We start from the raw sequence: 14,836 nt of genomic DNA on the forward strand, positions 1-14,836 counted from the left end.
TTACTGCATCATACCCGATGCCTTCAGGGACTGCTCGAGCATATCGAGGTAGTTGCTCGGGATATCCGTCTGACGGAGCTGTCCCAGATAACCGCTCCAGTTAGCGCCCTTCATGAATGCCTCAAACGCCGCATCATCCGAAACGTCGACAATGTCGCTCGGTGCGCTCGGCTCCTCGCCGCCCTCGCCGCGGGTGGTATCAATCGCAATCGTGACGTACGGCGTGTCGCCGCTCTTCAGGGCCACCGTGCCCTTGGTGCTCTTCGCGGTCTCCGCGAGATCGAAGTCGATTGCAAATGCGCTGAGATCCATCATCGAGCTGCTGCTCTCGCTCTCAAGGCGGACGCTACCCTTTGCGGTAAGCTCGCTCTTCTTGAGTGCCTCAAGATCAAGCTCGTCGAGCGTAAGAACCGCAACCTTCGAACCCTCCTGGGTGAAGGTGAACTCACCGCTCATCTTCTTGCCGTTGTTCTTGCCCTTGCCGTCCACGCGGAACAGCTCGTTTCCGTCCTCGGAGAAGGTGATCTCGGAAGCGAACTCCTCGCCCTTGTTCGGTGCCTTCATCGTGAACACATAGTTCTCGCTGGCATTCGCGTTCTCAATGCGAAGCTCTCTTGCGATGACCTTGTCGCCCTCGCCGAGCCAGATGGTGGAAACGAGCTTGCCCTCAAGCTTCTGCTCCCCTTCCTTCTCGAGAGACTCCTTGAACTTCTCGTACGTTTCCTCATCGGTGCTTGCCTTGATGATATCCGCAAGATTCTGGTCGTTCTTTGCGGTCTCGACAATCTTCTTGCCGAGCTCGGTCAGCTGCTCGCCGTCGAAAGTAACCTCAAGCTTGGTTGCGTTGACGGTGTAATCGCCGACCGTCACATCTTCCTTGGACTCCTTGACATCCTTCGCAGCGTCCGTGATGATCTTCGTATAGTTGGTCACGAGCTCGTCGAGCTTCTTGCCCTCCGGGAGTTTCTTATACTCGCTCATCATCTCGCCGAAGCTTGCGCTGTCGCCGAGCACGCTGCCCGGGATGTGCATGTACTTATCCGCGAGTTCCGGAATCTGCAGGTAGAGATCGTTGTCGGACATGACAAGGTTCATCGTGCCGAGTGCCTTGTCGTTCAGGCTGAGCGCAATGCTCTCCTCAAGCGCCGACTTGCCGATCTTTGCGCTCATCTTCATGCCGAGGGTCTTGATCCAGGAGAGGTCCGTGCCGCCCATCAACGCGCTGAGCGTGCTCTTGCCGCCGTCCTCCAGGGTAATCACGATATCACCGCTGCCGCTCTGGACCTTATCGCTCGCAAGCTTATCTCTCGTGGTCTCGTAAGCACCCGTGAACTGCGTGGTGAACTCCTTGACCTGCTTCTGCTCAGCCTCTTTGTAGCGCTGATCCGGAGAACTTGCCTTCTTTCCGCAACCGGTTGCCAGTGCCATTGCCGCAACGACAGATGCCGCGCCGACCGCAGCTCTCTTCCATCTTCCAAACAATCTCATTGGTTTCCTCCCTTTCCGCCTAAGCTTTTAGGCCGTTCCGTTAGTATAACATATTTTCTTTATTCACGGAATGTTCACAAAGCATATTTTGATTTCTTTTCGTTTTTCGTAAGATATCTTCAGGAAAAGTCTGACGCAAGCGCTTCCCAGACCGCATCCATGCCGTTGTGCGCACGAATATAGGCCGAAGCGCGCTCGGACATCCCTTCCAGGACCTTGCGGTCGCGGTATAAGCGGAGCGCCGCCGCCGCAAAGCGGGGCGCGCTGTCCTCGATCTCCATGACCGTCTCCGCAGCCGGAATGCCCTCCGCACCGATCGAGGTCGTGAGCACCGGCGCGCCGTAATAGAGCGCCTCAATGACCTTGCCCTTCACGCCCGCACCGTAGCGGAGCGGCACCACGACCAGACGGCAGTTCTCATAGAGTTCCCGCAGCCGTTCGTCCGAGACAAAGCCCAGGATGTGAATACCGTTCTCGGGGTTGTGAAGGGCTTTCAGTTCTTCCGGCACCTTGGAGCCCGCGACATAGAAATTGACCGGCTCTTCCGCGCGTATCTCGGGGAATACCTCTTTCAGGAACCAGAGCACCGCATCCAGATTCGGCGGGTGGGCAAAACCGCCCACAAAGAGCAGTCCCTCTCTCTTCTCATAGCCGAAATCGCTTAGCTCCGGGAAGCTGTCCCAGACATAAGCGGTCAGGGGCTTCACACGTATGGTGCTGTCGATTGCATGTATCGCCCTGCACTCCTCCTCCGAGGGGTAGAAACTGAGCGCCGCCTTCCGGAGCAGCGTAAGCTCCACACCCTTCCAGTAGGCCGAGGCCTCCCGGTGCGCCTCCTCTCCCGTCAGCTCGTACTCGCGCCGCTCGCGGAGGAAGTGGAGATCGTGTCCGTAGTAGAGGACGCGGATAGACGTTCTCTCCTGAATAAAGTCAATGTACTTGCTCGCAATGTGCGGGCGGTTCAGGTAGACAAAGTCGATATCCGAAGCGTGCTTCTCAATCCAATCCCAGATTCCCTTCTGCATGGCCTCGCCGTAGAGCACCTCAATGCCGAGCTGGGTCAGCGCCGTGGTGTAGGGTTCCTCCGCTGCGAAGTTGTCGCCGAGGAATTTGACCTGATAGCCCTGCTTCACAAACATCTTTAAGTACTGCCAGGTCGTGCGGCTGCCCGCGTCCTTGTCAAAGGTCGGTACATAGTGATCCACCACAAGGATAATCTTTTTGCCCTTGCTCCGCTCGCGCGCCCGGAAGGGATCCGGGTTGCCGTTGTTCTCAAACTGCTCGGCAAGTTCCTTCTTCCACTTTTCCTTTAACTTCTCGGTGTTCTCGATCTGGTAGCGCTTTAAGCCCGTGCCCTGCACATCCGTGCCGTTCGAGATGCCCTCGAAGTGGATGACCACCGACTTCGGCTGGTAGACCACGCGGTAGCCGTGGGCGCGCACCTCAAAGGCGAGATCCGAGTCCTCGCAGTAAGCGGGCGCATAGCGCGTGTCAAAGCCGCCGATTTCCTTCCAGAGCGCGTGGCGAATCAAAATCGCCGCGCCGGACATATAGTCGACATCCTTCACGTAGTTAAACTCCGGCAGTGTCGGGTCCTGCAGTCTGCCGTAGTTCCAGCCGGAGGCATCGCTCCAAATAATGCCGCCCGCCTCCTGAAGCCGTCCGTCCGGGTAGACCAGTTTGGATCCCGTCATGCCGATGCTCAGGTCTTCGTCCATCAGTTTTAAAAGCCAAGTAAGCCATCCCTCGGTCACCTTGGTATCGTTGTTCAGGAAAAAGAGGAATTCGCCGCGCGCCTTTAAGGCTGCCTGGTTACAGTTCTTTAAAAAGCCCTGGTTGGTCTCGTTTCTCGCAATCACCAGTCCCTCCGCAAAATCCGAGAGGCGCTTGGTCGCATCGCTCGAGACATCATCCGCGATGATCACCTCATAGGGGATGTCCTTCGTGTGCTCGAGAAGAGAAACCAGGCAGGCATAGGTGTACTCAATCTGGTTATAACAGGGGATGATAATCGAGACCCGCGGCGACTCAAACTGCGGGAAACGCAGCTTCCCGTGCTCTCGATAAATATCGCCGATTGCGAACTCGCCGTCTGCCAGATTCTTGCCCTCCGGCGTGTGCATGAGTTTCCAATGTTGCAGCGGATGCCGCACCGCATTCAGGCGGAATAAAAGGTGCTTTCTCTCCCTGGAGCCCTTCGGGTACTTTGCGTTAAAGATTGCGCTCGCCTTTCGACGAAGGCGGGAGTAGAGCGTCTGGTGGCGACTCAGATACTGTAAGGTTTCCGCGAGCTGTCCGTTCTCCGCGCGGAGATCCCGTATCATGGTCTCCAGATTTACGACGTGATTGTCCGTCAGGCGCTTCACCTCGGTGATTTTCTTAATCTCCGCATCCCGAATGCGAATCTCCTCCCAGGAGGCCGCGAGCTGCTCCCTGGTCTCCTCGAGGGTGCGCTCGGTCCGCGCGATGATCTCTGCGTTCTGCTGGGAGACAATGAAGCGGTCCAAGAAGCGCGCCTGTTCCTCGCCGGCCACGCTGCGCTGGAAGGCCGCCTCCTCTGCGGCAAAGCCTGCCGCCTCTTTTGCCGAAATGCCGAAGCGCAGCAAAAAGGCCTCTTCCGTGCCGAGCCCGAGGCTCTCGCGCTGCTGCTCGTAAAAGCTTCGAAGCGCGCGGTAGCGCACATAGCTCTTGTTGAGCGGCGTCGCCGAGACCCACTCGCAGTCGATACCTGTGAGCGGAACCTTGTTGATGCCGAGCGCTTCCGCGCCCTCCGGCACAAGGAAGTTGTCGAAAATCGCATCGATGTTATGCACCTCGCCGCCGCCAATGATACGCTGCAGCGCGCGCTCCAGCGTGTCCTCAAGAGGCTGTCCCTGCGAAAGCTCGCGACAGATGACGCTCGTAAAGCTCTCGCCGAGCACATAGGGGAAGCAGGCGCTTGTAAGGCCGTCCGCGGTCGCTATCTCCGCATCCGCGTATTGCAAGCCCCTGTCCTCGCTCCGCAGTAACGCGAGGCGCTCCGCAAAGGCCGAGATGTGTGCATTGCCCTCGGGGAGAGCGCGCGCTTTTCGACCCGCCGCGTGCCGTCCGCCGCCTCCCAAATAATCGTGACCAGGCGGTACGCTGCCGTCCGGTTTCGGTTGTACTTCACAAAAACAGGGCGCTCCGCCGCCGTCTCGCCGCCCTTGGTCCAGCAGGCGAGGAAGGAGTCCGCAAAGCGCGGGTAGAGCCCGTCTCGGCACACCTCGTTGTACTTTGCGCCCACATTGATCGCGACATAAGTCGGAAACCCGTAGGCCGGAATCACGCGGGACAGCTCGCCGACTTCCGGGAGACGCCGCTCCGAGTATATGGTATCCGCCAGGTTTTTGAGCGGCTCCGGGAAGTAGAAGAATCCGCTTCCCCCCTCCGCTTCCGTGAGCGCCGAGAGTTTCTCAAAACTCAGCGCGTTCTCGCCGAGTTTTTGTCCCGCAAAGGCGCGGACACCGTAGGCATTTTCCGCGGCAATCAAAAGGGTGCCGCCCGGGCTGAGAAGTTCCCGTGCCGCAACGAGCGCTGCCTCGCCATCGCTTCCGAGGGTCCCGTCAAAGAGGATATAGTCAAACCGCCCGGAGAGCGCCGTGCTCTGATCGCCGAGTTTTCCTACCAAAGTCTCAAATTCTCCCGGGAGCTTTAAGCTTTCTTTTCGCGCCCGCAGAAGGGCAAGCGCCGACATGTCCGTATCAACTGCCGTGACCGCGAGTCCCTTTCGGAGCAGAAGTGCCAAAAGACCGCCGTCCCCGGCACCGGCAAGCAGAAGTTTCGCGCCCGCGCGGAAGGGGTACCAGTCAAGCAGGCTCTCGCGGCGATCGGAAAAGAGCTCTAAGGTTTCAAGCTCCGGATTTTCGTCGAGCATGCGCGCCGTATCGTTCCCGTAGCGCTCGAGCAATTCCTTGGCTTTTTCAATTCTCTCGCTCATGCCTTCTCCTCCCTCACGGCCTCAACCTCCGAGCCCATGTCGTAAAAGCCCACGGTGTTCTTGTTCGAGATGACCGTTAAGCTCAGCACGTTATAGAGGCGGTGGTACACCACGTGCTCGCCGTTCTCATAGCCGGTGCAACTCATGGAGAGCAGATATTCGCCTCCCTGCAGATTCATCTTCTGCCGGAACGAAACCGTGTAGACATCGCCGTCCTTGACGGGCTTAATCTCCGTGCCCTCAAAGAGGGTGTTGGTTCCCGTGATATCCGTCCCCTTCTTATCCCGCAGGGTGTAGGTGAAAATCGGATTTTCGATCGGCGCGTGGAAGCGAACGCGCTCCCGTATCGTGAACATCTCCCCCTTTAAGAGGAGGTTCGTCACATTGCCGCGCGCGTCAAGGGTTCCGAAGTCCTCAAAGCTCGCTCTGCCGTCGCCGTACTCCTGCACTTCGGGATTCAGGTTCATGCGGTCTTTCATGCGCTTATCGGAGACCGTCGCTTCGACCGGTAAGCCGAGCGCCTCCTTCTTCTCTTCAATCAGTGCCTCGGCAAGTTCATCGGTCTGGTTTGCCAATATCTTCTTATAGAGGTCCACCATCTTGCCGGCCTCGCCCTGTGCCACAAAATGACCGCGATTTAAGAGCACTACCTTGTCGCAATATTTGATGATGCTGCCCATGTCGTGGCTCACCATGAGTATGGTCGTGCCGTTCTTCATCATCTCCTCCATACGGCGGTAGCACTTCGCCTGGAAGAAGACATCGCCGACCGAGAGCGCCTCGTCGACAATTAAGATCTCCGGGTCCACATTGATGGCGAGCGCAAAGGCGAGGCGCACGAACATACCGGAAGAATAGGTCTTGACCGGCTGGTTCACAAAGTCCCCGATGTCCGCAAAGCGGAGAATGTCATCCATTCTCCGCTCCATCTCCTGCCGCGAGAAGCCCATCATGGTACCGTTCATATAGATGTTCTCGAGGCCGGTGTATTCGCTGTTAAAGCCCGCGCCGAGCTCCAGGAGCGCCGAAATATTGCCGGAGACTTCCGCCGTCCCCGTGGTCGGACTCAGCACGCCGGTGATGATTTTCAGTATGGTCGACTTCCCCGATCCGTTCGTCCCGATGATACCGACCGTCTCTCCCTTCTTCACATCAAAGGAGATGTCCGAGAGTGCAAAGAAGTCACGATGATAGGACTTGTGGGTCAGGCTCACGGCCTCTTTCAGGCGGTCTATCGGTTTGTCGTAGAGCTTATAAATTTTACTGACTCCCTGCACCGAGATTGCCAGATTTTTATCCATGAATCAGTCTCCTCTTTTCTCACAGCACATCGGAAAAATGCGGGCGCAGCTTGCGGAACAGGCGAAGCCCGAGCGCAAGCAGGGCAAGTGTCACCGCCCAGAAATAAAGGCTCTGCATGGGCCGCTCAAAGAACCAGTTCCCGGCTATCATGCTGTCCCGGTAACCGCTCACAATGTAGTGAATGGGATTTAATTTCAGTATCGGCATAAGCTTTTCCGGGAAGTTCGGGAACATCTCGGGCGCCCACATGATGGGAACCAGCCACATGCCGAACTGGAGACAAATACTCACAATCTGCGACATGTCCCGGAAAAAGACCTGCACCGCCGATGTGACCAGCGTGAGCGCGAGAATCAAGACCGAGAGCGCCGCACTGTAGTAAATGAGCTGCAGCCAGGTGATGAGCGGCAGTCTCCCGTAGCAGAAGAACATCGCAATCATAATCATGACAAAGATTGCGTGCACCAGAAGGCAGGACACGAGCTTGATGACCGGCAACACCTCTACGTTAAACACCACCTTCTTAACCAGATAGTGGTACTCCTGCAGACAGTTGGTGCCGGCATTCATTGCCTCCTGGAAAAAGAACCAGGGGACGATGCCGGGGACCAGCCAGAGCACATAGGGCACGCCGGGAATCGGCGGCACCGACTTAAAGCCGAGCTGAAAGATCATGAAGTAAATGAGTACGGTCACAATCGGTTGGACAAACATCCAGATAATGCCGAAGTAGGAGCCCACAAAGCGCTTTCGAAAATCCGCCTTGGCGAGCTCAAAGATGAGCTTTCGGTTCCCGAAGAGCTCACGCACAAGTTCCGTCATAACAATCTCCTCAAACTCTCAGCACGGCAAGCGCAAAAATGCGGATTCCCACGCAGAGATTCAATATCACGAAGCCGTAGGGCACAAGGCGCTTAAACGGCAGGCCGCTCTGCAAAGCCTTGCTCTGCAGCCCGAAGAGAAAGAGCGGCAGGAGGGGCAGGAAGTATCTGCCCTGCACCCCTTCAATCCAGAGCGCATCGCGGGACGTCCAGGCGAGCAGCATCGCAAAGAGAATCCCGAAGAAACTGATGCATCCAATCAGGAGCGCATAGAAACGCGCAAAGCGGCCCGGCTCTCTGACTTCCATGTAGTGCGGCCCGAACTTCTCCTCGTCGGCAAGCGCTTCTTGCGATGCTTCCTCTTCCCGCGTTTCGCGCAGCGTTTCCGCCGCCTCTGCGATATGTTCCGTCGTCGCAGCGGTCAGCACTTCGCCCGCCGTCTCCTGTTCGGACAAGGCCGAAAGCGCAGCTTCCGTGTTCACCTCACCCTCCGGTTCCGCAGGCGTCGCGGCCGTCGGCACTTCGCCGGTCGTCGCCGTATCCGCTTCTGTCGCGACCGCGGCCGCCTCGACTTCTTCCGCCTCGTCATCGTCCTGCCAAGCGGCTTTGCTGCCCGGCACCAATACATAGTTTTTTTCACCCGTGCTGTCCGCAACGGTCAGCGCGACCAGACCGAGCGCAAAGAATAGGGTCTGCAGACCGGACGCCCCGAGCAGCGGATCCAGATTGCCGAGTTTCATTCCTATCATCTCCGCGCCCCAATTCAACAAGCGCGCCGAGAAACTGTTCACCAGCATGCGAAGGGTAAAGAAGGGATGCGAGAAGAGCTCCGAAGCCGTAAAGCCTGCGTGGCTCATATCGGCGCTCACATTGCCCGCCTGCTCCGCCGCTGCCGGGAAGAAATAAGCCTCCAACACATTCGCATTGACCGCGAGTACCGCCGCGATCAGCGAGAGCAGAAGAATCAGGATGCAGAGCAGCTTTTTGCCAAAGCCGCCGAAAACGCGCGCCGGAATGAGCAGCGCGAGCAGAATAACAGGCGCATAGACCAGCTTGCAGGGGCCGAAGAGCGCCGCGAGTGCGCAGAGTGCGATGAGTTCCCGCGCGCGTATTTCTTCCGTCCCGTAAGCGAGCTTAAAGACCAGCGCCGTAAAGAGAAATACCGTTCCGATTAAGCCCGCATCGTAGGAGAGCGAAGCCGCGAGGTGTAGGCTCATCGGCAATAAGCCCGCCGCCGCAAACCACGACTTTCCGATCGGCGTGGTTCGCACCGCGAGTGCGGTCAGCGCGACATAGCAGCAGAGGTTCAGGAACTTTCCGAGGAAGAGCAGTCCCACGGCGCCGAGTCCTAGCACACGCGCGATCGAGAATCCTATGGCCTGCGGCAGGTAGAAAACAGGCGTGGTCTTCACATCCGGAATCGGCGAAGCGACCGGCTTGGTCGAAAACGCATAGCGCTTCTCCCAGTCCTTCACCGCGCGGTAGGTGGTCTGCTTCACCGGATTGCCGAGCACTTCCGGAATTTCTTCCGTATCGTCCGGAATTTCCGGCGTCTTCACCCCGTTCATATCCTCCAGCGGATAATCGCTCGCGCGCACCGCCGTGAGACCCGCGGGACGAATGAGCGGATCTTCAAAGAGCATGGTCGAAGAAATGCGATAAGCCGTGCTGTAGTGACTCAGCTCATCCGGCGCCGAAAGCCCCGGCATCACCGCGAGATAGAGCACGCCGAGCACCATCGCGGAAAAGGCATACGCGCGATACATGCGATTGCTCTTCCGACTCCAGAGCAGCGCCGCAAAGAGCGCCGTAATCACAGAGGCCGGAAACAGGAGCTCATAGAGCACAAAGAGCAGGTTGTCCTTAAAGTGGGCCGCCGCATCCAGCGCGGCAATGGCACCGTAGAGCCCAGATAGCAGCACAAATACAAGGCCGAGCAGAAAGAACGGCCATGTGCGCACCGCTTGTTTGTTGTTCTGTTCCATGATTCCCCCCATTCTTTTTGATAAAGCGTTTATGAGAGCGCCGCGGTTTGAGGCGCTCAGTTCTTCTCTTCTCTGTTCTCCTTCGCTTCTTCCGCGAAGCGTTCGCGGAGCGCCTCGCTCTGTGCAAGCGAACTCAGCTTTTCCTCGAGCAGCGATACCTTTAAGCTCAGCGAAAAGACCTTCATAAAGAGAATGGCAATGACCAGCAAAAACAAGAGATTTGCCGGCGACTGCACGCCGAAAAATTCCGTGAGCCGGTAGATGAGCGGCGGAAAGGCCGCGAGCAGAATAAAGAGTAGGGACGAGAGCACCCAGAACACGCTGTCCTCGATCTGCATCTTCGCCTTGCGTATCCGTGTCAGTACGACCGCTCCCGCGAGCAGCGCAGCGGCGAGCAGAAAAATACGAAGTCCCACGCTCATGTCTTATCTCCTCCTTGCAGGCTCTTTCCCGCCCGAAAACTCTGAATCAAGAGGATGGAGAGCAGCATACGCGTCATATAGCGAACGGATATCCACGGTGTCAGATAACTGCGCCCCGAAGTTCGAAGGTCCATCTCCGCCTGAATTTCCCGGAAGCGCACGCCGTTCTTTGCGAGAAAGGAAAGGGTGTCCGGCTCGGGCGGGTAGTTGATCTGCCGCGAGAAGAGCTCTATCATGCGGCGGTTGTACATGCGCATGCCCGAAGTCGGGTCCTCGATGCGCACGCCCGAGGCAAGGTGTATGGCCGCCGTAATCATGCGACTGCCGAGCATGCGAAGGGTGTGCGGCTTCTTGACACTCACAAAGCGGGATGCAATCACAATCTCCGCCCCCGCCTTGATTTCCTCGTACATCGCGGGGATGTATTCCGCCCGGTGCTGCCCGTCGCCGTCGAACTGGACGGCGGCGCGGTAGCCCTTCTCATCCGCATAGCGCATACCTGCGCGAAACGCACCGGCGAGACCTAAGTTCACCGGCAGATAGAGTGCGCGGTAGCCTTTGGCGCGGAGTATCTTCGCGGTGTCGTCGGAGGAACCGTCGTTCACCACCAGATAGTCCGCATCCGGGAGTTTCTCTTTGCAGCCCTCCACAACGCGCTCTATGCTGCCCGCCTCGTTGTAGGCCGGTATGATCACCAGTATCTCTTTCATCCGATGCTCTCCCAATAACTCCGATTCATCGTGCAGCGCGCCCTAAGCCACTTCGGGAGCAGGCGATAGCGCTTTCCGAGCGCGTAACCGCAGTACTTTGCCGCACTCAAAGCAAAGAGGCGCGGAATTTCCCTTCCCTCTCCCTGCCGCTTCAAAAAGCGCGCCGTGCGCCGCACCAGGCGTATGCCCTCCGACTCGCTCTTAATATCCCCGAAAATTTCCGGATGTTCCGCCTGCGAGACCGCGAGGTCAAAGTTCCGGTGAAACTGTTGCGCCGGTGTGTAGCAGTGCGAATGATAGACCCGCGCATCCGCACAGTAGGCGAGGGTCCCGCCGCTCTTTAAGAGCCGCGCCGCATAAATCATGTCCTCGTTAAAGATGGCGCGGGACGGAAAACCGCCGAGCGCATCGAAACGCGCCCGATTGTAAGCAGCGCAGACATTGGAGGCGAAATAGGTCTTGATGCCGAGTCTCTCTTTGTCCACTTCGGTCTTCAGAAACGACCGATCGCCGTAGTTATAGCGCCGCGTGAATTTTTCGAGTATGTCCGCATCCGGATTGGCAAGCTGACGCCCGTAGCTCATCTCGGCCACCCCGTTCTCAAGCGGTGCAAGCAGATTTTCAAGCAGGCGGTTGTCCGCGGGCACCGCATCCTGTGTCAACATGACAAAATAGGCCGTCTCGGAAAAAGAGACCCCCGCATTTCGCGTGCCGCCGTGGTCAAACTCCGACTTCGAGAGATGATGAACCTCACAGCGCTCGGAAAGACCGAGGAGTTCCAATTGCCCCTCCGCACCGCAGTTGTCCCAGTATGTGCGCTCGGTGTTCATGATGATGATTTTTCGCGGCATCCGTGTCTGCCGGGAGAGCCGGTCGAGCAGGCGAAACAGGCGCTCGTCCGGGCGATAAACCGGGATAATCACATCCGCCTTTGCTCTCTTCTCTTCCATGCTCAAGCTTCCCCCTTAAATTTATGATCCTGCCGAAGGGCCAGCAGCGTCGCCGCGGCAAAGAGCAGGGTGAGCAGCGCCATCATGCCGCAGTACGAGAGCGCACCGCCGAGCAGCCCCCGATACCGTACACCGAATTCCGCGCTGACCCAAGCGAGCCCCGTGCCGAGCACATAAATCAGAAAAATACTGCGCTGCCGTTCAAGGATTACCAAACAATAGTATAACAGATTTAAGAGCGCATAAAAGCCGCCGCCCAGAATCACAAGCAAAAGTTCCGTTCTGAGTCCCTTGAGCGCCTTGCCGGCCTCCGCACCGACCAAGAGCGAAAGCACCGGTATGCCGAGGAACCAAGCCGCCAGCGAGCCGAGGAGCGTAAGCCCCAGAATGAGCCCCGTGATTTTCCCGACCGTCGAGAGAAAGACTGCCTTTCTCCCTGCCTCTCTCGCCTCCGAGAGCAGGGTCAGTACCGGCCGTATCACAAAGTTGGACATTAAGTTGATGACCGAGGTCGGGATAAAAACGGTCGTATAGTAGCTGTTGTCCGCCGCCGTGAGATAGCGGTTCACCGCATACTTGGATGCCGCAAAGATGTAGAGATCCAGGAAGGCACCGAGAAAGAGCCAGCGGCTCTTTGCAAAGAGGCGGCGTATATAGCCCCTGCGGAGCTCCGTTCTCACCTTCGGCAGGCAGCGAAGCGGCGCGACACAGCAGAGCAGTATCATCCCGGCCTGGCCGATGAGGGCCGCAAGGCAGGCAGCAGGCAGCGAGCGCGTCGTAAACAGCAGGAGCAAAAAGAGCGCCACGCTCCCAAGCGTGCGAAACGCATTGCTCTTCCCCGCGAGATACAGTCTTCCCTGCCGCTGAAATTCCGAATCGTAGCAGTCGGCAAAGCCGTCCAGAATTTTATAGCCCGCCGTCAGGAAGAGCACGGTCCGCGCCTCACCCGGCACGGTTAAGAGGAGACCGTAGAAGAGCGTCGCCAGAACCGCCGCCGCACAGCTCAGCAGCCGGAACGCCCGGTATTCGCCGAAAGTCCCCTGCTCTCCCGCATCCGTCACCTGAACCGGCCGCATGCCGAAATAGGCGACGATGAAAATCTGCTGCCCGAAGGTCGAGAAGGCAAAGAAGAAAATGCCGCCCGAGGCCGCCCCGAGCGTTCGCGTGACCACCGCGCCGAGCAGCATGCTGGTCAGCGCGTAAATAAAGGAGCCCGCCATATTCCAGAGCACATTGCGCTTTGCGATGTTGGTCTCGCTCCCGATTAAAAAACTGCCGATTCCGTTCATCTTCCTCCGCCCGTCAAAAAGATTTCAAGCCGTATCAGCGCAAAGTAGAGCTCCGCAAAGAGAAGCGCCGGCCGCTTACAGCCGAGGTAGTGCCGGAAATAAAAGCGCATCGCATTCTCTCGAAGCTTCTGCCGGTCAAGTGCCCGGCGGTAACTCTTGCCTATGCTCGCCGCGTGGCGGTGCACATAGTGCGCGCTCGTCAGAAGCGCGGTCTTTGCGCCTATCTTTCTGAGTCTCTGCCCGAGGATATACTCCTCCTCATAGAGAAATACGCGCTCGTCGTAGCCGCCTGCGCGAAGAAAACTTGCGACATCGACCAGTAGGAGCGAGCCCGGCACACAGTCGACCCGCGCGAGTTTTGCGCGGTAGTGCCGCTCCGGGTAGTGTAAGAGAGGCGTGAACAGCCGCCGCGCAACCGGTCCCGCCTCGAGGAGATCCGCGAACCAATTTCGAAGCGGAAAGGCCGCCGCGCCGGAGAGCACGTTTGCGCGGCTCCCCGGGCGCTCTGCCCCCGGCGCTTTCGAGGGATTCATCTGCACCGGCGCAATCACGGCGAGACTCGGATTCTTTTCGAACGCCCGGATAAGACTTCTTAGGCAGTCCTCCGTAAACTCGGCGTCCGGATTCGCAATCAGCGCGTAGGTATAGCCCTGCGCCGCCGCATAGCGAATGCCGAGATTATTGCCCGCGCCGTAACCACCGTTCTTCTCTGCCGCGAGTACAACCACTTTCCCGCCCGCTTCCGCGCGGAGCGCTTCCAAGCTGTGATCCGTCGAAGCATTGTCCACCACAATGACCGCATCAAGCGCCGCATAGTCGCGAATGCGCCGCAATTGCGCAAGCGTCGTCTCGCTGTCGTTATAGTTTACGACGATGGCCGCCGTCTTTTCACGCATGTGTCGCCTCCCGCATCTTCCGTCTTCTCTCTTCCGCGCTCTTTCTCACATAGCGTCGGCCCAGCGCAAAGCGAAACGAGGGGAAGAAGCGCGTCATGAGATTCATGAGATGATAACAGAAGAGATACCCTCTCTTCCCGCCCTCCGGCTTTGCGGCGCGATAAGGCGTTCGCGCAAGGTAAGTCACATAGGCGCGGCCGTAGGGGTTATAGGCCCCCTGCCGCCACGGTCTTTCATCCCCCGCATAGTGGACTATAGCCGGAGAGCGCTTGGCCGTGCGGAAACGCCGCTCCCCGATTTTTCGGTAGGCAGGCGAAAAGACCTCGAGCGCCGCGTAGGAGAAGTAATAATAATTGGTGATGAAATTGTACTTCGGATGCAGCGCGGCAATGCGCCCCCGCAGGAGCCCGTTGATGGCATCCTGATCCTGAAAGAGGCAGTGGGGCGCAATTTCCGTGTAATAGGCGAGCAACTGCTTGCCTATTTCCTCATCCCGCCAGCGCGCAAGATCCACCAGCATGACACCGGCGTTAAAATACGGCTCTTCCGGCAGGATTCCGAGATAAGCCTTGACCTCGTGGTAGATGCTCGGCTCCTCCGCCATGGCGAGGAGCTTCCCGCCGAGCTCCGACTTGTACATACGGTGCAGGCTCTTCTGCACCACGGTGTCGCAGTCCAGATAGAGGACACGCTTCACATCCTCCGGCAGGAGCTCTCCGAGGAAAAAACGCCCCAGGGTGCTCAAATCAAAGCGCCCCGTGTCCGGACGCTCCGGGAAGCGCTCTTCCAGATTGCGGCAGGGGATTAACGTGAGAACCCGCCCGAAATCCGCCGCGAGTTCCTTCAGTTTTTCCGCGGTCTCCGGCAAAATACCGGTGTCCAACAGGTAAATCCCGAGCTCCTCCTCGTCCGGATTGCAGTCGCAGAGCGAGGCGAACGAGACCGCAAAGTGCTGTGCGTACGCCTCATTGGAGACATAAACCACGTTCATCCCTATCCCCTCCTATGGAAACAG

The 14,836-nt window shown here is 58.1% G+C and carries 11 protein-coding genes and 1 pseudogene; all 12 read right to left on the minus strand.

The features are described from left to right. On the minus strand, nucleotides 1-1,488 hold the full coding sequence (locus QU660_RS08545; protein WP_304946101.1) for a DUF6583 family protein: 1,488 nt from the start codon (nucleotides 1,486-1,488) through the stop codon (nucleotides 1-3). Nucleotides 1,489-1,607: 119 nt separating this feature from the next. After that, entirely contained in the window at nucleotides 1,608-4,589 is a 2,982-nt protein-coding gene (locus QU660_RS08550) for a glycosyltransferase (RefSeq protein WP_304946102.1), read from the minus strand. Between the two features lie 464 nt (nucleotides 4,590-5,053). Continuing rightward, nucleotides 5,054-5,446, minus strand: a pseudogene (locus tag QU660_RS09870) (glycosyltransferase); the annotation flags it as partial. Then, nucleotides 5,443-6,747, minus strand: a complete 1,305-nt coding sequence (locus QU660_RS08555; protein WP_304946103.1) for an ABC transporter ATP-binding protein — start codon at nucleotides 6,745-6,747, stop codon at nucleotides 5,443-5,445. The pseudogene QU660_RS09870 and the gene QU660_RS08555, both read right to left, overlap by 4 nt. 19 nt (nucleotides 6,748-6,766) lie before the next feature. Continuing rightward, a complete protein-coding gene (locus QU660_RS08560; protein ID WP_304946104.1) occupies nucleotides 6,767-7,570 on the minus strand; it encodes an ABC transporter permease in 804 nt (267 codons plus the stop codon). Nucleotides 7,571-7,580: 10 nt separating this feature from the next. Beyond that, nucleotides 7,581-9,554: a DUF2142 domain-containing protein gene (locus QU660_RS08565; RefSeq protein ID WP_304946105.1), complete on the minus strand. Its 1,974-nt coding sequence runs from the start codon at nucleotides 9,552-9,554 to the stop codon at nucleotides 7,581-7,583. A gap of 56 nt (nucleotides 9,555-9,610) precedes the next feature. Next, on the minus strand, nucleotides 9,611-9,976 hold the full coding sequence (locus tag QU660_RS08570; RefSeq protein ID WP_304946106.1) for a DUF2304 domain-containing protein: 366 nt from the start codon (nucleotides 9,974-9,976) through the stop codon (nucleotides 9,611-9,613). Further along, nucleotides 9,973-10,686 (minus strand): glycosyltransferase family 2 protein, encoded by a 714-nt coding sequence (locus QU660_RS08575; protein ID WP_304946107.1) that lies wholly within the window; start codon nucleotides 10,684-10,686, stop codon nucleotides 9,973-9,975. Before QU660_RS08575 ends, QU660_RS08570 begins: the two co-directional genes overlap by 4 nt. After that, entirely contained in the window at nucleotides 10,683-11,636 is a 954-nt protein-coding gene (locus QU660_RS08580) for a glycosyltransferase family 2 protein (protein WP_304946108.1), read from the minus strand. The genes QU660_RS08575 and QU660_RS08580 overlap by 4 nt, the downstream gene beginning before the upstream one ends. A gap of 2 nt (nucleotides 11,637-11,638) precedes the next feature. After that, entirely contained in the window at nucleotides 11,639-12,925 is a 1,287-nt protein-coding gene (locus QU660_RS08585; RefSeq protein ID WP_304946109.1) for a lipopolysaccharide biosynthesis protein, read from the minus strand. Then, entirely contained in the window at nucleotides 12,922-13,821 is a 900-nt protein-coding gene (locus QU660_RS08590) for a glycosyltransferase (protein WP_304946110.1), read from the minus strand. The genes QU660_RS08585 and QU660_RS08590 overlap by 4 nt, the downstream gene beginning before the upstream one ends. After that, on the minus strand, nucleotides 13,814-14,812 hold the full coding sequence (locus QU660_RS08595; protein ID WP_304946111.1) for a glycosyltransferase family 8 protein: 999 nt from the start codon (nucleotides 14,810-14,812) through the stop codon (nucleotides 13,814-13,816). The genes QU660_RS08590 and QU660_RS08595 overlap by 8 nt, the downstream gene beginning before the upstream one ends. Nucleotides 14,813-14,836 lie beyond the last annotated feature (24 nt).

It is taken from the genome of Stomatobaculum sp. F0698, from assembly GCF_030644385.1.
Classification (GTDB): domain Bacteria; phylum Bacillota; class Clostridia; order Lachnospirales; family Lachnospiraceae; genus Moryella.

What these genes read in the sequence shown, in the direction of transcription:
- QU660_RS08545 (WP_304946101.1), bottom strand. Translation starts at nt 1,488, where the DNA reads ATGAGATTGTTTGGAAGATGGAAGAGAGCTGCGGTCGGCGCGGCATCT.
- QU660_RS08555 (WP_304946103.1), bottom strand. Translation starts at nt 6,747, where the DNA reads ATGGATAAAAATCTGGCAATCTCGGTGCAGGGAGTCAGTAAAATTTAT.
- QU660_RS08560 (WP_304946104.1), bottom strand. Translation starts at nt 7,570, where the DNA reads ATGACGGAACTTGTGCGTGAGCTCTTCGGGAACCGAAAGCTCATCTTT.
- QU660_RS08565 (WP_304946105.1), bottom strand. Translation starts at nt 9,554, where the DNA reads ATGGAACAGAACAACAAACAAGCGGTGCGCACATGGCCGTTCTTTCTG.
- QU660_RS08570 (WP_304946106.1), bottom strand. Translation starts at nt 9,976, where the DNA reads ATGAGCGTGGGACTTCGTATTTTTCTGCTCGCCGCTGCGCTGCTCGCG.
- QU660_RS08575 (WP_304946107.1), bottom strand. Translation starts at nt 10,686, where the DNA reads ATGAAAGAGATACTGGTGATCATACCGGCCTACAACGAGGCGGGCAGC.
- QU660_RS08580 (WP_304946108.1), bottom strand. Translation starts at nt 11,636, where the DNA reads ATGGAAGAGAAGAGAGCAAAGGCGGATGTGATTATCCCGGTTTATCGC.
- QU660_RS08585 (WP_304946109.1), bottom strand. Translation starts at nt 12,925, where the DNA reads ATGAACGGAATCGGCAGTTTTTTAATCGGGAGCGAGACCAACATCGCA.
- QU660_RS08590 (WP_304946110.1), bottom strand. Translation starts at nt 13,821, where the DNA reads ATGCGTGAAAAGACGGCGGCCATCGTCGTAAACTATAACGACAGCGAG.
- QU660_RS08595 (WP_304946111.1), bottom strand. Translation starts at nt 14,812, where the DNA reads ATGAACGTGGTTTATGTCTCCAATGAGGCGTACGCACAGCACTTTGCG.